Source organism: Mycobacterium sp. 852002-50816_SCH5313054-b, assembly GCF_001667185.1.
Lineage (GTDB): Bacteria > Actinomycetota > Actinomycetes > Mycobacteriales > Mycobacteriaceae > Mycobacterium.
Window position 1 is genome coordinate 1 of record NZ_LZIC01000034.1, and the last position, 14,016, is coordinate 14,016.

The window sequence follows — 14,016 nt, forward strand, 5'->3', positions numbered from 1 at the left end:
ACCGCACCCCACTCGGCCATTTCACCCCTCTGACGTGTCGTTTTCGGAGATCACGGTTGCGGAGCGACCGGCCTGCACGGGCCATCGGGTGGCCCGGTGACGACCGGTGGTGGCGGATAACCCGGAAAAGTCGGCGACGACACCCCATCAATGGGGCAAAGTGGGGGACTGTGGGGTATGGTGGCTGAAGTGTTTGGGTGACCGGTGTGGGAGGTGAGCTGGTGTTTCTCGGCACCTACACGCCCAAACTCGACGACAAGGGGCGACTGACGTTGCCCGCCAAGTTCCGCGACTCGTTGGCAGGGGGGTTGATGGTCACCAAGAGCCAAGACCACAGCCTCGCCGTCTACCCGCGGACGGAATTCGAGCAGCTGGCGCGGCGGGCGAGCAAGACGTCGCGCAGCAACCCCGAGGCGCGAGCGTTCCTGCGCAACCTCGCCGCCGGCACCGACGAGCAGCATCCCGACGCGCAGGGGCGGATCACGTTGTCGGCCGACCACCGCCGGTACGCGAACCTGTCCAAGGATTGCGTGGTGATCGGTGCCGTCGATTACCTCGAGATCTGGGATGCGCAAGCCTGGCACGACTACCAGCAGACCCACGAAGAGAACTTCTCCGCGGCCAGCGATGAAGCACTCGGCGACATTATCTGAGGCGCGTGCCCGTGCATCGTGGCCTCTGCCCGAACCGACCCTGGCGTACTTCCCCAACGCCAGGTTCGCGCCTTCGGACAGGGACCCGGGTGCAGGGGCCGCCCGCCAGGTCCGGGGAGGCGTTGCGGTGGCAGATGTTTCGGACAACTTCGGCCACGTGCCCGTCTTGCTGCAGCGCTGCGTCGAGCTGCTCACCCCCGCCCTGACGCGTCACCACCCGGACGGCTCGGGAGCGGTCCTCGTCGACGCCACCCTCGGCGCGGGTGGGCACGCGGAGCGCTTCCTCACCGACTTGCCCGGCCTGCGGCTGATCGGGCTCGACCGCGACCCCAGCGCGCTGGACATCGCCGGGCGGCGGCTGGCGCCGTTCGCCGACCGAGTCACGCTGGTGCAGACCCGGTATGACGGCCTCGCCGGAGCCCTCGACGAATCCGGCTACGCCGCAGTCGAATCCGTCGATGGCATGCTCTTCGACCTCGGCGTCTCCTCCATGCAGCTCGATCGCGCCGAACGCGGCTTCGCGTACGCCCAGGACGCACCGCTGGACATGCGGATGGATCCGACGTCGCCGCTGACCGCGGCCGACATCGTGAACACCTACGACGAGGCGGCGCTGGCCGACATCCTGCACCGCTACGGCGAGGAGCGCTTCGCGCGCCGCATCGCCGTGCAGATCGTCCGCCAGCGCGCCCGGACCCCGTTCACCTCGACCGCAGAGCTGGTAGCCCTGCTCTACCAAGCGATTCCGGCGCCCGCCCGCCGCACCGGCGGGCATCCGGCCAAGCGCACCTTCCAGGCGCTGCGGGTCGCCGTGAACGACGAACTGACCTCGCTGCGCGACGCACTGCCCGCCGCACTGGACGCGCTGCGCGTGGGCGGACGCATCGCGGTGTTGGCCTACCAGTCGCTGGAGGACCGGATCGTCAAGCGCGTGTTCGCGGAGGCGGTCGCCTCGCGGACGCCGGTGGACCTTCCGTTCGAACTTCCCGGCCACGAGCCGCAATTCCGGTCGTTGACGCGCGGCGCCGAACGCGCGGACGCGGCCGAGATCGACCGCAACCCCCGCAGTGCCGCCGTGCGATTACGGGCCTTGCAACGGCTGGAGCAGCGGGTGCAATCACAGCACGCGAGTGGGAAAGGCGACTCATGAAGGTAAAGCGCGAGGCGCCGAAGCGCCGCGGTGGCGGTGACCGCCGCGGCGGACGCGACGGTTCCACCCGCAAGGGCAGGCGCGCCGCCGCCGACTCGGTGTCGCCGCGGCGCACCCGGCCGGCGTCGGCGAACGCCCGCGAGGCCGGGGCGAACAAGTCCGGGCCGCAGACCAGCCCCATCGCCCGGCCGGCGGAGCGGCCCGGCCGGCCCAAAAGCGCGAGCCAGGCCAAGGCTCGCGCCAAAGCGCGGAAAGCCAAGGCGCCCAAGGCTGTTCGCCCCCGGTTGTCCGAGCGCCTGGCCATCCGGCTCGCGTCGGTCGACCTGCGGCCGCGCACGCTGGCGGCCAAGGTTCCGTTCGTCGTCCTGATCATCGGCGCGCTCGGCCTCGGCCTGGGCCTGACGCTGTGGTTGTCCACCGCCTCCGCCGAGCGCTCGTACCAGCTGAGCCACGCCCGCGCGAAGAACCGGATGCTGCAGGAGCAGAAGGAGGCGCTGGAACGCGATGTGCGCGAGGCGGAATCCGCGCCGGCGCTGGCCGAGGCGGCCCGCAAGCAAGGCATGATCCCGACCAGGGACACCGCGCACCTGGTCCAGGACCCGTCGGGCAACTGGGTGGTGGTGGGCACCCCGAAGCCGGCCGACGGCGTCCCGCCGCCGCCGCTGAACACCAAGCTCTCCGACGCGCCACCGCCGGCCCCGCCGCCGCCGGCGCTCCCGCCGGAGGTCCCGGTCCGGGTGCCACCCGCGCCCGGGGGCCCGGCGGTGCCGGCCAGGCCGGGTCCGGAGGCCTTGTTGCGCGCCCCGGACGGGTCGTCGACGGTGGGCGGCCAGCACCTGCCCTCGCAGCCGACCGCGCCGTTGCCGGGGATGCCCGGCGGCCCGGCCACCGGGCAGTTCCAGGGTGTCGTGCCCTTGCCGGGGTTGCCCGGCCCGGCGGCAGCCGCGACCGCCCCGGGGCCCGCCGAGGTGCCGATCCCGTTGGGCGGCTTGCCCGTTGCTCCCGTCCCGGCGACCCTACCGGCGGAGGTGCCGGTTCCGGTGCGGCCGGGGATCGCGTCGGGCGCCCCCCAGGTGGTGGCCCCGGTCGTCCCCGGCGTCCCGGCGCAGCCCGGTGTGCCGGCTAACGGCGGACAGGTCGGCCCCCTGACCGCCGCGACGCCGGGCGCCGCCCGGTGAGCCGCGGCGACGCCGGGCGCACGAGCCGGTCGCAGTCCGCGCGGTCGACCCGCGGTCCCGGTAAACCGCAGGAGCCCAGGGGGGTCCGGCAACCGAAGCGGGCCCGTAAGCCCAAGCAAGCCCCGCAGCCGCCGGACGCGCGCGGGCCGAAGATGTTCCGGAAAGCCAAGGAGTCCAAGCAAACCCGCGCCGACGCGCGGCCCGACACCGTGGGCGCCGGTCACTCGGCGCGGCAGCGGCGCACCCGCCAGATCGTGGAAGTGGGGTCGCGCGGCGCGTCGTTCGTCTTCCGGCACCGGGCCGGCAACGCCGTCATCCTGGTGCTGATGCTGGTCGCGGGTGCCCAGCTGTTCATGCTGCAGGTCAAGGACGCCCCCAAGCTGCGGGCCCAGGCGGCCGGCCAGCTCAAGGTCACCGACGTCGAGAAGGCGGTGCGCGGCAGCATCGTCGACCGCAACAACCAACAGCTGGCGTTCACCATCGAGTCGCGAGCGTTGACGTTCCAGCCCAAGAGGATTCGCCAGCAACTCGAAGATGCGAAGCGGAAGAATTCGGCCGCCCCCGACCCGCAGGAGCGGCTGCGCGACATCGCCAAGGAGGTCTCCACCCGGCTGAACAACAAGCCGGACTACCAGACCGTGCTGAAGAAGCTGCAGAGCAATGACAACTTCGTCTACCTGGCGCGCGCCGTCGACCCGGCCGTGTCCAGCGCGATCTCCGAGAAGTATCCCGAGGTCGGCTCCGAGCGGCAGGATCTGCGCCAGTATCCCGGCGGATCGCTGGCGGCCAACATCGTCGGCGGCATCGACTGGGACGGCCACGGGCTGCTGGGGTTGGAGGATTCGCTGGACTCGGTGCTGTCGGGGACCGACGGCTCGGTCACCTACGACCGCGGGTCCGACGGCGTCGTCATCCCCGGCAGCTACCGCAACCGGCACCGGGCGGTCAACGGGTCGACGGTCCAGCTGACCCTGGACGACGACATCCAGTTCTACGTGCAGCAGCAGGTCCAGCAGGCCAAGAATCTGTCTGGGGCGCATAATGTTTCGGCCGTGGTGCTCGACTCGAAGACCGGCGAGGTGCTGGCCATGGCCAACGACAACACCTTCGACCCCTCCCAGGACATCGGACGCCAGGGCGACAGGCAGCTGGGCAACCTGGTGGTGTCCTCGCCCTTCGAGCCCGGATCGGTGAACAAGGTGATCACCGCGTCCTCGGTCATCGAATACGGGCTGAGTAACCCCGACGAGGTGTTGCACGTGCCCGGCTCGATCCAGATGGGCGGGGTTTCGATCCACGACGCCTGGGACCACGGCGTGATGCCCTACACCACCACCGGCGTGTTCGGGAAGTCGTCGAACGTCGGCACCCTGATGCTGGCGCAGCGCGTCGGCCCGGAGCGCTTCTATGACATGGTCCGCAAGTTCGGGCTGGGCCAGCGCACCAACGTCGGGCTGCCCGGTGAGAGCGCGGGGCTGGTCCCGCCCATCGACCAATGGTCGGGCAGCACCTTCTCCAACCTGCCTATCGGCCAGGGCCTTTCGATGACCCTGCTGCAGATGACCGACATGTACCAGACCATCGCCAACGACGGCCTGCGGGTACCGCCGCGGATCATCAAGGCCACCATCGCACCCGACGGCACCCGGACCGAGGAACCGCACCCCGAAGGTGTCCGGGTGGTCTCGCCGCAGACCGCGCAGACCGTGCGCGGCATGCTGCGCGCCGTCGTGCAAAAGGACCCGATGGGCTACCAACAGGGCACCGGGTCGGCGGCCGCGGTGTCCGGTTACCAGATGGCCGGCAAGACGGGCACCGCCCAGCAGATCAACCCCGGGTGCGGCTGCTACTTCGACGACGTCTACTGGATCACGTTCGCCGGCATGGCCACCGTCGACAATCCCCGCTACGTCATCGGCATCATGATGGACAACCCGCAGCGCAACGCCGACGGCTCGCCCGGGCATTCGGCGGCCCCGCTGTTCCACAACATCGCCGGCTGGCTGATGCAGCGGGAGAACGTGCCGCTGTCACCGGATCCCGGCCCGCCGCTGACGTTGCAGGCCACCTAGGGGTGGCCGCACGGGCGGCCGGCCCGGGCAGGCCCGCAGCCGGTTCAGCCCTTCTTCTTGGCCGGGGCGTCCTGGCAGCCCTGAATCCACTCCTGCTGGTTGAGGCCCTGAGCCTGATTCGTCGCCCAGGAGCCGCAGATGGTCGAGGCGCCCATCATGCCGGCCTGGGTCTGGACCAAGTCATTGCCGTCGGCGAACGTGAATCCCTTGTGGTAGGCGTCGCTGTGGCCGGCTGAGCCGCACGCGGTGAGGGCGGCGGCGGTGAGCAGGCCCGCTGCGGCGAGAGTGATCTTCATGGTTTGGACCCTTCATCCGGTGGCGGCCGGGTTGCCGCTACCCGGCCAATGCGCCGGGCATCCGAAGGTTGCGGCAACGGCCTGAAGGAATCTTGGGGAGCAGAGACTGAATCGGGACGGGCCGCGGGTAACCCCCGGGGCCGGTGCGGCTAGGTAGGGTGTCAGGGCTGATCGTGGCGACAGGGGTGACGTCGGAGGGAGGTGCGGCTGTGGTCTCGGTGCCCACTGATTTGCGCCCCCGCGCCGGCTCGGGCGCCCGGTTGTCCGCGCTGGCGGCCCAGGTCGGCGCGGTGCTGGCCGACGGGGTCGCCGTTGTCGACCCCACCGTCACCGGTGTGACCCTGCGCGCGCAGGACGTGCGGTCCGGCGACCTGTTCGCCGCGCTGCCGGGCTCGACCACGCACGGCGCCCGCTTTGCCGGTGACGCGATCGAACGCGGTGCCGTGGCGGTGCTCACCGACGCCGCCGGCGTCGCAGAGATGGCCTCCCACGCCGGCGCGGTGCCCACCCTGGTGCACCCGGCGCCCCGCCGCGTGCTCGGCGGCCTGGCCGCCGCGGTGTACAGCAACCCGTCCGAGAAGGTCACCGTCATCGGGATCACCGGGACGTCGGGCAAGACGACCACGACCTATCTGGTCGAGTCCGGGCTGCGGGCCGGCGGCCGCACGGCCGGGCTGATCGGCACCATCGGCATCCGCATCGACGGCGCCGACATCCCGAGCGCGCTGACCACCCCGGAGGCCCCCGACCTGCAGGCGATGCTCGCGGCGATGGCCGAGCGCGGGGTGGACACCGTGGTCATGGAGGCCTCCAGCCACGCGCTGACCCTGGGCCGCGTGGACGGCACCACGTTCGCGGTGGGCGCCTTCACCAACCTCTCGCGCGACCACCTCGACTTCCACCCCACGATGGCCGACTACTTCGAGGCCAAGGCCGTGCTGTTCGACCCCGCCTCGCCGCTGCGCGCCGACACCGCGGTGGTGTGCATCGACGACGACGCCGGGCGCGCGATGGCCGAGCGCGCCGGCGACGCGATCACCGTCAGCGCCGCCGGCCAATCGGCCCACTGGCGCGCCACGGACGTGGCGCCGATGGGCGCCGGGGGACAGGAGTTCACGGTCGTGGATCCCGCCGGCGTGCACCATCGCGTCGGCGTCCGGTTGCCGGGCCATTACAACGTCGCCAATTGCCTTGTCGCGCTGGCGATTCTGGATACGGTGGGGGTTTCCCCCGAGCAGGCGGCGCCGGGCTTGCTGCAGACCCGCGTGCCCGGACGGCTGGAGGAGGTCGACCGCGGCCAGGAATTCCTCGCGCTGGTCGACTACGCCCACAAGCCGGGCGCGCTGCGGGCCGTGCTGACCGCACTGGCGCGGCCCGGTCGCCGGCTGGCGGTGGTGTTCGGCGCGGGCGGCGAGCGCGACCCGGGCAAGCGGGCGCCGATGGGCGAAATCGCCGCCGAGCTGGCAGATTTGGTGATCGTCACCGACGACAACCCGCGCGGTGAGGACCCCGCGGCGATCCGCCGCGAGATCCTGGCCGGGGCCGCCCAGGGCGCCGCCGAGGTCGTCGAGATCGCCGATCGCCGCGCGGCGATCGACCACGCGGTGGCCTGGGCCGGCCCCGGCGACGTGGTGCTGGTCGCCGGCAAGGGCCACGAAACCGGGCAGCGAGCCGCAGGGCAGACGCGCCCGTTCGACGACCGCGTGGAGCTTGCGGAGGCGCTGCAGGCCCGAAGGACTCGGCAGTGATCGACCTGACCGTCGCCCGGATCGCCCAAATCGTCGGCGGCACACTGGCCGACATCTCGCCGGAGGCAGCGGCGGACCGCCGCGTCACCGGAACCGTCGAATTCGACTCGCGCAAAGTCGGCCCGGGCGGGCTGTTCCTGGCGCTGCCCGGGGCGCGCTCCGACGGGCATGACCACGCGGCCGCGGCGACCGCGGCCGGTGCGGTCGCCGTGCTGGCGGCCCGGCCGGTCGGGGTGCCCGCCATCGTGGTCGAACCCCGGCCCCGCGCCGCCGGGGGCGGCCTGGCCGGGGTGCTCGAGCACGACGCCGACGGTTCCGGTGCGGCGGTGCTGGCCGCGCTGGCCAAGCTGGCCCGGGCGGTGGCGGCCGAACTTGTCGCGGGCGGCCTGAGGATCATCGGGATCACCGGGTCGTCGGGAAAGACCTCGACCAAGGACCTGGTGGCCGCCGTGCTCGATCCGTTGGGTGAGGTGATCGCCCCGCCCGGATCGTTCAACAACGAGCTGGGCCACCCCTGGACCGTGCTGCGCGCGACCCGTAGCACGGACTACCTCATTCTCGAGATGTCGGCGCGGCATCCCGGCAACATCGCCGCGCTGGCCGACATCGCCCCGCCGTCGATCGGGGTGGTCCTCAATGTCGGCACCGCCCATCTCGGCGAGTTCGGCTCCCGGGAAGCCATCGCGCGCACCAAAGCCGAACTGCCACAAGCCGTTACGTCATCCGGCGTCGTCATCCTCAACGTCGACGACCCGGTCGTGGCCGCGATGGCCCAGGTCACCGCGGCCCGGGTGGTCCGGGTCAGCCGCGCTCCCCACACCGCGTCGGGACCCAGCGACGTGTGGGCCGAGGGAGTGTCGCTCGACGAATTGGCCAGGCCGCGCTTTACCCTGCACGCGATGGACAGCGCAGTCGACGTGCGGCTCGGCGTGTTCGGCGACCATCAGGTCACCAACGCGCTGTGCGCCGGCGCGGTCGCGCTGCAATGCGGCGCCGGGGTCGAACAGGTGGCCGCCGCGCTGCAAGCCGCGGGCCCGGTGTCGCGGCATCGCATGCACGTCACCACCCGCGCCGACGGCGTCACGGTGATCGACGACGCGTACAACGCCAACCCCGACTCGATGCGGGCCGGGCTGCAGGCGCTCGCCTGGATCGCTCACGGCGGCGGGGAAGGGCCCGCCGAAAAGCGCAGGAGTTGGGCGGTGCTGGGCGAGATGGCCGAGCTCGGCGAGGACGCGATAACCGAGCACGATCGCATCGGCCGGCTCGCGGTGCGCTTAGATGTGTCACGACTCGTTGTCGTGGGAACCGGGAGGTCGATGAGCGCCATGCACCACGGGGCGGTCATGGAGGGCTCCTGGGGCACGGAGTCGGTCAGCGTGCCCGGCGCCGACGCCGCCCTGGCGTTGTTGCGGGCCGAGGTGCAACCCGGCGACGTGGTCCTGGTCAAGGCGTCCAACGCGGCAGGCCTGGGCGCGCTGGCCGAGGCGCTGGCCTCGGATGACCCGGACGGGGCGCGCCCGTGAGACAGATCCTCATCGCCGTCGCCATCGCGCTGACCGTCTCGATCCTGTTGACGCCGGCGCTGATCCGGCTGTTCACCAAGCAGGGTTTTGGCCACCAGATCCGCGAGGACGGCCCGCCGACCCACCACGCCAAGCGCGGCACGCCGTCGATGGGCGGCGTGGCGATCCTGGCCGGCATCTGGGCGGGATACCTCGGCACGCACCTCGCGGGGCTGGCGTTCGACGGCGAGGGCATCTCGGCGTCGGGTCTGCTGGTGCTGGGCCTGGCCACCGTGCTCGGCGGCGTCGGGTTCCTCGACGACCTGATCAAGATCCGCCGCTCGCGCAACCTCGGGCTGAACAAGACGGCCAAGACCGTCGGCCAGATCGCCGCCGCGGTGCTGTTCGGGGTGCTGGTCCTGCAGTTCCACAGCGCCAACGGCCTGACCCCGGCCAGCGCGAACCTGTCCTACGTCCGCGAAATCGCCACCGTCACACTGGCTCCCGGACTGTTCGTGCTGTTCTGCGTGGTGATCGTCAGCGCCTGGTCCAACGCGGTCAACTTCACCGACGGCCTGGACGGGCTGGCAGCGGGCTGCATGGCGATGGTCACCGCCGCCTACGTGCTGATCACCTTCTGGCAGTACCGCAACGCGTGCGTCACCGCCCCGGGGCTGGGCTGCTACAACGTGCGCGATCCGCTGGACCTGGCAATCATCGCGGCCGCCACCGCCGGCGCCTGCATCGGCTTTTTGTGGTGGAACGCCGCCCCGGCCAAGATCTTCATGGGCGACACCGGCTCCCTGGCGCTGGGCGGGATCATCGCCGGCCTGTCGGTCACCAGCCGCACCGAGATCCTCGCCGTCGTGCTGGGCTCGCTGTTCGTCGCGGAGGTCACCTCCGTGGTGCTGCAGATCCTGGCCTTCCGCACCACCGGGCGCCGGGTGTTCCGGATGGCGCCCTTCCACCACCATTTCGAGTTGGCCGGCTGGGCCGAAACGACGGTGATCATCCGCTTCTGGCTACTCACCGCGATCGCCTGCGGCCTGGGCGTGGCCCTCTTCTACGGTGAGTGGCTGGCCACCGTCGGTGCGTGATGAGCGGTCTTGACCCCGTGGGACCGGGCGCGCCCGTGCTGGTGGCCGGCGGCGGCGTCACCGGCAGGGCGGTGCTGGCCGCCCTGACCCGGTTCGGCGCCGCGCCGACGCTGTGCGACGACGACCCGGCCACGCTGCGCGCCTACGCCGAACAAGGCGTCGCCACCGTGCCGACATCGACGGCGACGGGGCAGATCTCGCACTACGCCCTGGTGGTGACCAGCCCCGGGTTCTCCCCGGCCACGCCGCTGCTGGCCGCCGCGGCGACCGCGGGCGTGCCCATCTGGGGCGACGTCGAATTGGCCTGGCGGCTCGACGCCGCGGGCCACTACGGCCCGCCCCGCCGCTGGCTGGTGGTGACCGGGACGAACGGCAAGACCACCACGACCTCGATGCTGCACGCCATGCTGGCCGCCGGTGGCAGAAGCAGCGTGCTGTGCGGCAACATCGGCGATCCGGTCCTGGATGTGCTCGACCGGCCGGCCGACCTGCTGGCCGTCGAGCTGTCCAGCTTCCAGCTGCACTGGGCGCCCTCGCTGCGGCCCGAGGCCGGCGTCGTCCTCAACATCGCCGAGGATCACCTCGACTGGCACTCCACGATGGCCGACTACACCGCGGCGAAGGCCCGGGTCCTGGGCGGCCGGGTGGCCGTGGTCGGGCTGGACGACGCCCGGGCCGCCGCGCTGCTGGCCACCGCCGCCGCGCCGGTGCGCGCCGGCTTCCGGCTCGGTGAGCCCGGCGCGGGCGAGCTCGGCGTGCGTGACGGCCAATTGATCGACCGCGCCTTCGCCGACGACCTGGCGCTGCTGGCCGCCGACTCCATCCCGGTGCCGGGCCCGGTCGGCGTGCTCGACGCCCTGGCCGCGGCGGCCCTGGCCCGCAGCGTCGGGGTGCCGCCAGAAGCCATCGCCGGCGCGGTCGCGTCGTTCCGGGTGGGCCGACACCGGGCCGAGGTCGTCGTCGTCGCCGACGGGGTCACCTACGTCGACGATTCCAAGGCCACCAACCCGCACGCCGCCGAAGCGTCGGTGCTGGCCTATCCGCGCGTGGTGTGGGTGGCCGGCGGTTTGCTGAAGGGCGCATCCGTCGATGCCGAAGTCGCCAGGGTCGCGTCCCGGCTGGTCGGCGCGGTGCTCATCGGCCGGGATCGCGGTCAGGTTGCAGAGGCGTTATCGCGACACGCGCCGGATGTCCCCGTCGTCCAGGTTGTGACAGGCGAGGATGCTGATATGAATGCGACTGCTGTGGTTTCTGATACAGATGTGACAGAAGTGAGACCTTCGGGTGGGGACCTCGGCGCTCGCGTCATGACCGCGGCCGTGGCCGCCGCCCGGGAGCTCGCCCAGCCCGGCGACACGGTGCTGCTGGCGCCGGCCGGCGCGTCGTTCGACCAGTTCGCTGGCTACGCAGCCCGGGGCGACGCGTTCGCCGCCGCCGTGCGCGCGGCGGCCCGGTAGGTGGGCGTGGCTAACGCGCTGACCCGGCGGCTGCGCCGGGGCAAGGGAAGCAAGGGCGCCGCGCCCGGGCCGGACACCTCCGACTCCTCGGAAGCCCCGGACGTGGAGGCCCCGACGGACGCGATCGAGGCCACCGCCGAACAGGCCGACGCCAAGGCCCACGCGGGCGCCAAGGCCAGGCTGGCCGCGATGCCGGGCGGTCTGCACAGCCGGTTCGGCGCGTGGCTGGGCCGGCCGATGACGTCGTTTCACCTGATCGTCGCCGTCACCGGGTTGCTGACGACGCTCGGGCTGACCATGGTGCTGTCCGCCTCGGGCGTGCGCTCCTACGGCGCCGACGGATCGGCCTGGGTGATCTTCGCCAAGCAGGTCCTGTGGACGGTCGTCGGGCTGATCGCGGCCTACGTCGCGATGCGCGTGTCGGTGCAATTCATCCGGCGCGTGGCCTTCACCGGCTACCTCATCACCATCATCCTGCTGGTGCTCGTGCTGGTTCCCGGGATCGGCAACCTGGCCAACGGCTCCCGGAAGTGGTTCGTGATCGCGGGCTTCTCGATGCAGCCCTCCGAGCTGGCCAAGATCGCGTTCGCCATCTGGGGTGCGCACCTGCTGGCGGCCCGGCGCATGGAGCGGGCGTCGCTGCGGGAGATGCTGATTCCGCTGGTCCCGGCCGCGGTCATCGCGCTGGCGCTGATCGTCGCCCAGCCCGACCTCGGCCAGACGGTGTCGCTGGGCATCATCCTGCTGGCCCTGCTCTGGTACGCCGGGCTGCCGCTGCGCGTCTTCGTCGCCTCGCTGGCTGCCGTCTTCATGGCCGGCGCGGTCCTGGCGATGTCGGCCGGGTACCGCTCGGACCGGGTGCGGTCCTGGATCAACCCCGAGAACGACCCGCAGGACACCGGCTACCAGGCCCGGCAGGCCAAGTTCGCGCTGGCCCACGGCGGCATCTTCGGCGACGGCCTCGGCCAGGGCGTCGCCAAGTGGAACTACCTGCCCAACGCCCACAACGACTTCATCTTCGCCATCATCGGCGAGGAGCTGGGCTTCATCGGGGCGTTCGGGCTGCTGGCCCTCTTCGGCCTGTTCGCCTACACCGGGATGCGGATCGCGCGCCGGTCCGCCGACCCGTTCCTGCGGTTGGTGACCGCCACCACGACCATGTGGATCCTCGGTCAGGCGTTCATCAACATCGGCTACGTCATCGGCGTGCTGCCGGTTACCGGCCTGCAGCTGCCACTCATCTCCGCGGGCGGAACATCAACGGCGGCAACGCTCTTCATGATCGGCATCATGGCCAACGCGGCGCGACACGAACCGGAGGCGGTGGCCGCGCTGCGGGCCGGCCGTGACGACAAGATGAACCAGCTGCTGCGGCTGCCGCTGCCCCGGCCGTACGCGCCGAGCCGCATCGAGTCCTTCCGCGACCGCAAGCGAGACGGTGCGGCGGCGCCCCGGAAGGCCCCCAAGGCGCCCGGCCGGAAGGCGTCGCGCACCGCCGACAAGCCGCTGCGCAAGGCGTCCGGCCGAACGGCCGGCCGGCCGGCGCGCCAGTCTGGGGGCGCCCCGCGGGTGCGGGGAGGGCATCATGGATCAAGCCAGCGGTACGCCGGTCAGCGTCCGACACGGCGAGCACGCACATTGGAAGGTCAGCGTTACGGGTGAACGGCACGATCAGACAGCCGACCGGCGGGCTGGGGGGAAACCCCTCGCCCGCCGGTGCCGCATCATCGGCCAATGCGGTCCTGTCGGTCGTGCTGGCCGGCGGCGGCACGGCCGGCCACGTCGAGCCCGCGATGGCCGTCGCCGACGCGCTCAGCGCGCTGGATCCCCAGGTCCGCATCACCGCGCTGGGCACCCGACGCGGGCTTGAGACCCGGTTGGTGCCCGAGCGCGGCTATCCCCTCGAGCTGATCACGCCGGTCCCGCTGCCCCGAAAACCCAGCGGTGACCTGGCGCGGCTGCCACCCCGGGTGTGGCGCGCGGTCCGGGAAGCCCGCGCGGTGCTCGACGCCGTCCACGCCGACGTGGTGATCGGTTTCGGGGGCTACGTCGCCGTGCCGGCCTACCTGGCCGCGCGCGGCGGGCTCGGTCGCAGGCGGCGCGTCCCGGTGGTGATTCACGAGGCCAACGCCCGCGCCGGGCTGGCCAACCGGGTCGGCGCCCGCGGCGCCGCCCGGGTGCTGTCGGCGGTGCCGGATTGCGGCCTGCCACGCGCCGAGGTGGTCGGCGTGCCGATCCGGGCGACGCTCACCGCGTTCGACCGTGCGGCGTTGCGCGCCGAGGCCCGCCGGCACTTCGGTTTCGCCGACGACGCGCGGGTGCTGCTGGTGTTCGGCGGCTCCCAGGGCGCCGTGTCGCTCAACCGGGCCGTCTCCGGGGCGGCCGCCGACCTGGCCGCCGCGGGTGTGAGCGTGCTGCACGCGCACGGACCCAAGAACACCCTCGACCTGCGCGCGCCCGGCCCCGGCGACCCGCCCTACGTGGCGGTGCCCTACCTCGACCGGATGGACCTGGCCTACGCCGCCGCGGACCTCGCGATCTGCCGGTCCGGGGCGATGACGGTCGCCGAAGTCTCGGCCGTCGGCCTGCCGGCCATCTACGTGCCGCTGCCGATCGGCAACGGCGAACAACGGCTCAACGCGTTGCCGGTGGTCAACGGCGGTGGCGGCATCATCGTCACCGACGCGGACCTCACGCCGGCCCTGGTCGCCCGGGAGGTGGCCGGGCTGCTGAACGACCCGCCGCGGCTGGCGGCGATGACGGCGGCCGCCGCCCGGGTTGGACACCCCGACGCGGCGCGCCAGGTGGCCCAGGCGGCGCTGGACATCGCGCGACGGGCGCGGGTCGGCGGGAGAAAGAC

At 72.2% G+C, this 14,016-nt stretch carries 10 protein-coding genes and 1 pseudogene; 10 read left to right on the forward strand and 1 reads right to left on the reverse strand.

All coding sequences use genetic code 11. The features are described from left to right. Positions 1-221 precede the first annotated feature (221 nt). Genes mraZ through A5787_RS06450 form a run of 4 tightly spaced genes read left to right on the forward strand, consistent with a single transcriptional unit; the run spans position 222 to position 5,053 of the window. Positions 222-653 (forward strand): division/cell wall cluster transcriptional repressor MraZ, encoded by a 432-nt coding sequence (gene mraZ / locus A5787_RS06435; protein WP_066963500.1) that lies wholly within the window; start codon positions 222-224, stop codon positions 651-653. Then, positions 628-1,803 (forward strand): 16S rRNA (cytosine(1402)-N(4))-methyltransferase RsmH, encoded by a 1,176-nt coding sequence (gene rsmH, locus A5787_RS06440; RefSeq protein WP_156763793.1) that lies wholly within the window; start codon positions 628-630, stop codon positions 1,801-1,803. Before mraZ ends, rsmH begins: the two co-directional genes overlap by 26 nt. Beyond that, positions 1,800-2,981 (forward strand): hypothetical protein, encoded by a 1,182-nt coding sequence (locus A5787_RS06445; protein WP_066963374.1) that lies wholly within the window; start codon positions 1,800-1,802, stop codon positions 2,979-2,981. Before rsmH ends, A5787_RS06445 begins: the two co-directional genes overlap by 4 nt. Further along, a complete protein-coding gene (locus tag A5787_RS06450) occupies positions 2,978-5,053 on the forward strand; it encodes a penicillin-binding transpeptidase domain-containing protein (RefSeq protein WP_066963376.1) in 2,076 nt (691 codons plus the stop codon). Before A5787_RS06445 ends, A5787_RS06450 begins: the two co-directional genes overlap by 4 nt. A 44-nt stretch (positions 5,054-5,097) precedes the next feature. Here the strand turns inward: A5787_RS06450 and A5787_RS06455 are convergent, their stop codons facing one another. Then, positions 5,098-5,349: a hypothetical protein gene (locus A5787_RS06455; RefSeq protein WP_066963379.1), complete on the reverse strand. Its 252-nt coding sequence runs from the start codon at positions 5,347-5,349 to the stop codon at positions 5,098-5,100. Between the two features lie 158 nt (positions 5,350-5,507). On the opposite strand from A5787_RS06455, the gene A5787_RS06460 reads away from it, so the two are divergent. The 6 genes and pseudogenes from A5787_RS06460 to murG all read left to right on the forward strand — a co-directional run. Next, a complete protein-coding gene (locus A5787_RS06460) occupies positions 5,508-7,097 on the forward strand; it encodes a UDP-N-acetylmuramoyl-L-alanyl-D-glutamate--2,6-diaminopimelate ligase (protein ID WP_231993860.1) in 1,590 nt (529 codons plus the stop codon). After that, on the forward strand, positions 7,094-8,623 hold the full coding sequence (murF, locus tag A5787_RS06465; protein WP_066963385.1) for a UDP-N-acetylmuramoyl-tripeptide--D-alanyl-D-alanine ligase: 1,530 nt from the start codon (positions 7,094-7,096) through the stop codon (positions 8,621-8,623). Before A5787_RS06460 ends, murF begins: the two co-directional genes overlap by 4 nt. Beyond that, complete coding sequence (gene mraY / locus A5787_RS06470; protein ID WP_066963388.1) at positions 8,620-9,699, forward strand: phospho-N-acetylmuramoyl-pentapeptide-transferase; 1,080 nt, start codon at positions 8,620-8,622, stop codon at positions 9,697-9,699. Before murF ends, mraY begins: the two co-directional genes overlap by 4 nt. Beyond that, positions 9,699-11,156: a UDP-N-acetylmuramoyl-L-alanine--D-glutamate ligase gene (gene murD / locus A5787_RS06475; RefSeq protein ID WP_066963391.1), complete on the forward strand. Its 1,458-nt coding sequence runs from the start codon at positions 9,699-9,701 to the stop codon at positions 11,154-11,156. Before mraY ends, murD begins: the two co-directional genes overlap by 1 nt. 6 nt (positions 11,157-11,162) lie before the next feature. Beyond that, a complete protein-coding gene (ftsW, locus tag A5787_RS06480) occupies positions 11,163-12,818 on the forward strand; it encodes a putative lipid II flippase FtsW (RefSeq protein WP_066963502.1) in 1,656 nt (551 codons plus the stop codon). Continuing rightward, positions 12,815-14,007, forward strand: a pseudogene (murG, locus tag A5787_RS06485) (undecaprenyldiphospho-muramoylpentapeptide beta-N-acetylglucosaminyltransferase); the annotation flags it as partial. The gene ftsW and the pseudogene murG, both read left to right, overlap by 4 nt. Positions 14,008-14,016 lie beyond the last annotated feature (9 nt).

What these genes read in the sequence shown, in the direction of transcription:
- rsmH (WP_156763793.1), top strand. Translation starts at nt 628, where the DNA reads ATGAAGCACTCGGCGACATTATCTGAGGCGCGTGCCCGTGCATCGTGG.
- A5787_RS06445 (WP_066963374.1), top strand. Translation starts at nt 1,800, where the DNA reads ATGAAGGTAAAGCGCGAGGCGCCGAAGCGCCGCGGTGGCGGTGACCGC.
- A5787_RS06455 (WP_066963379.1), bottom strand. Translation starts at nt 5,349, where the DNA reads ATGAAGATCACTCTCGCCGCAGCGGGCCTGCTCACCGCCGCCGCCCTC.
- murD (WP_066963391.1), top strand. Translation starts at nt 9,699, where the DNA reads ATGAGCGGTCTTGACCCCGTGGGACCGGGCGCGCCCGTGCTGGTGGCC.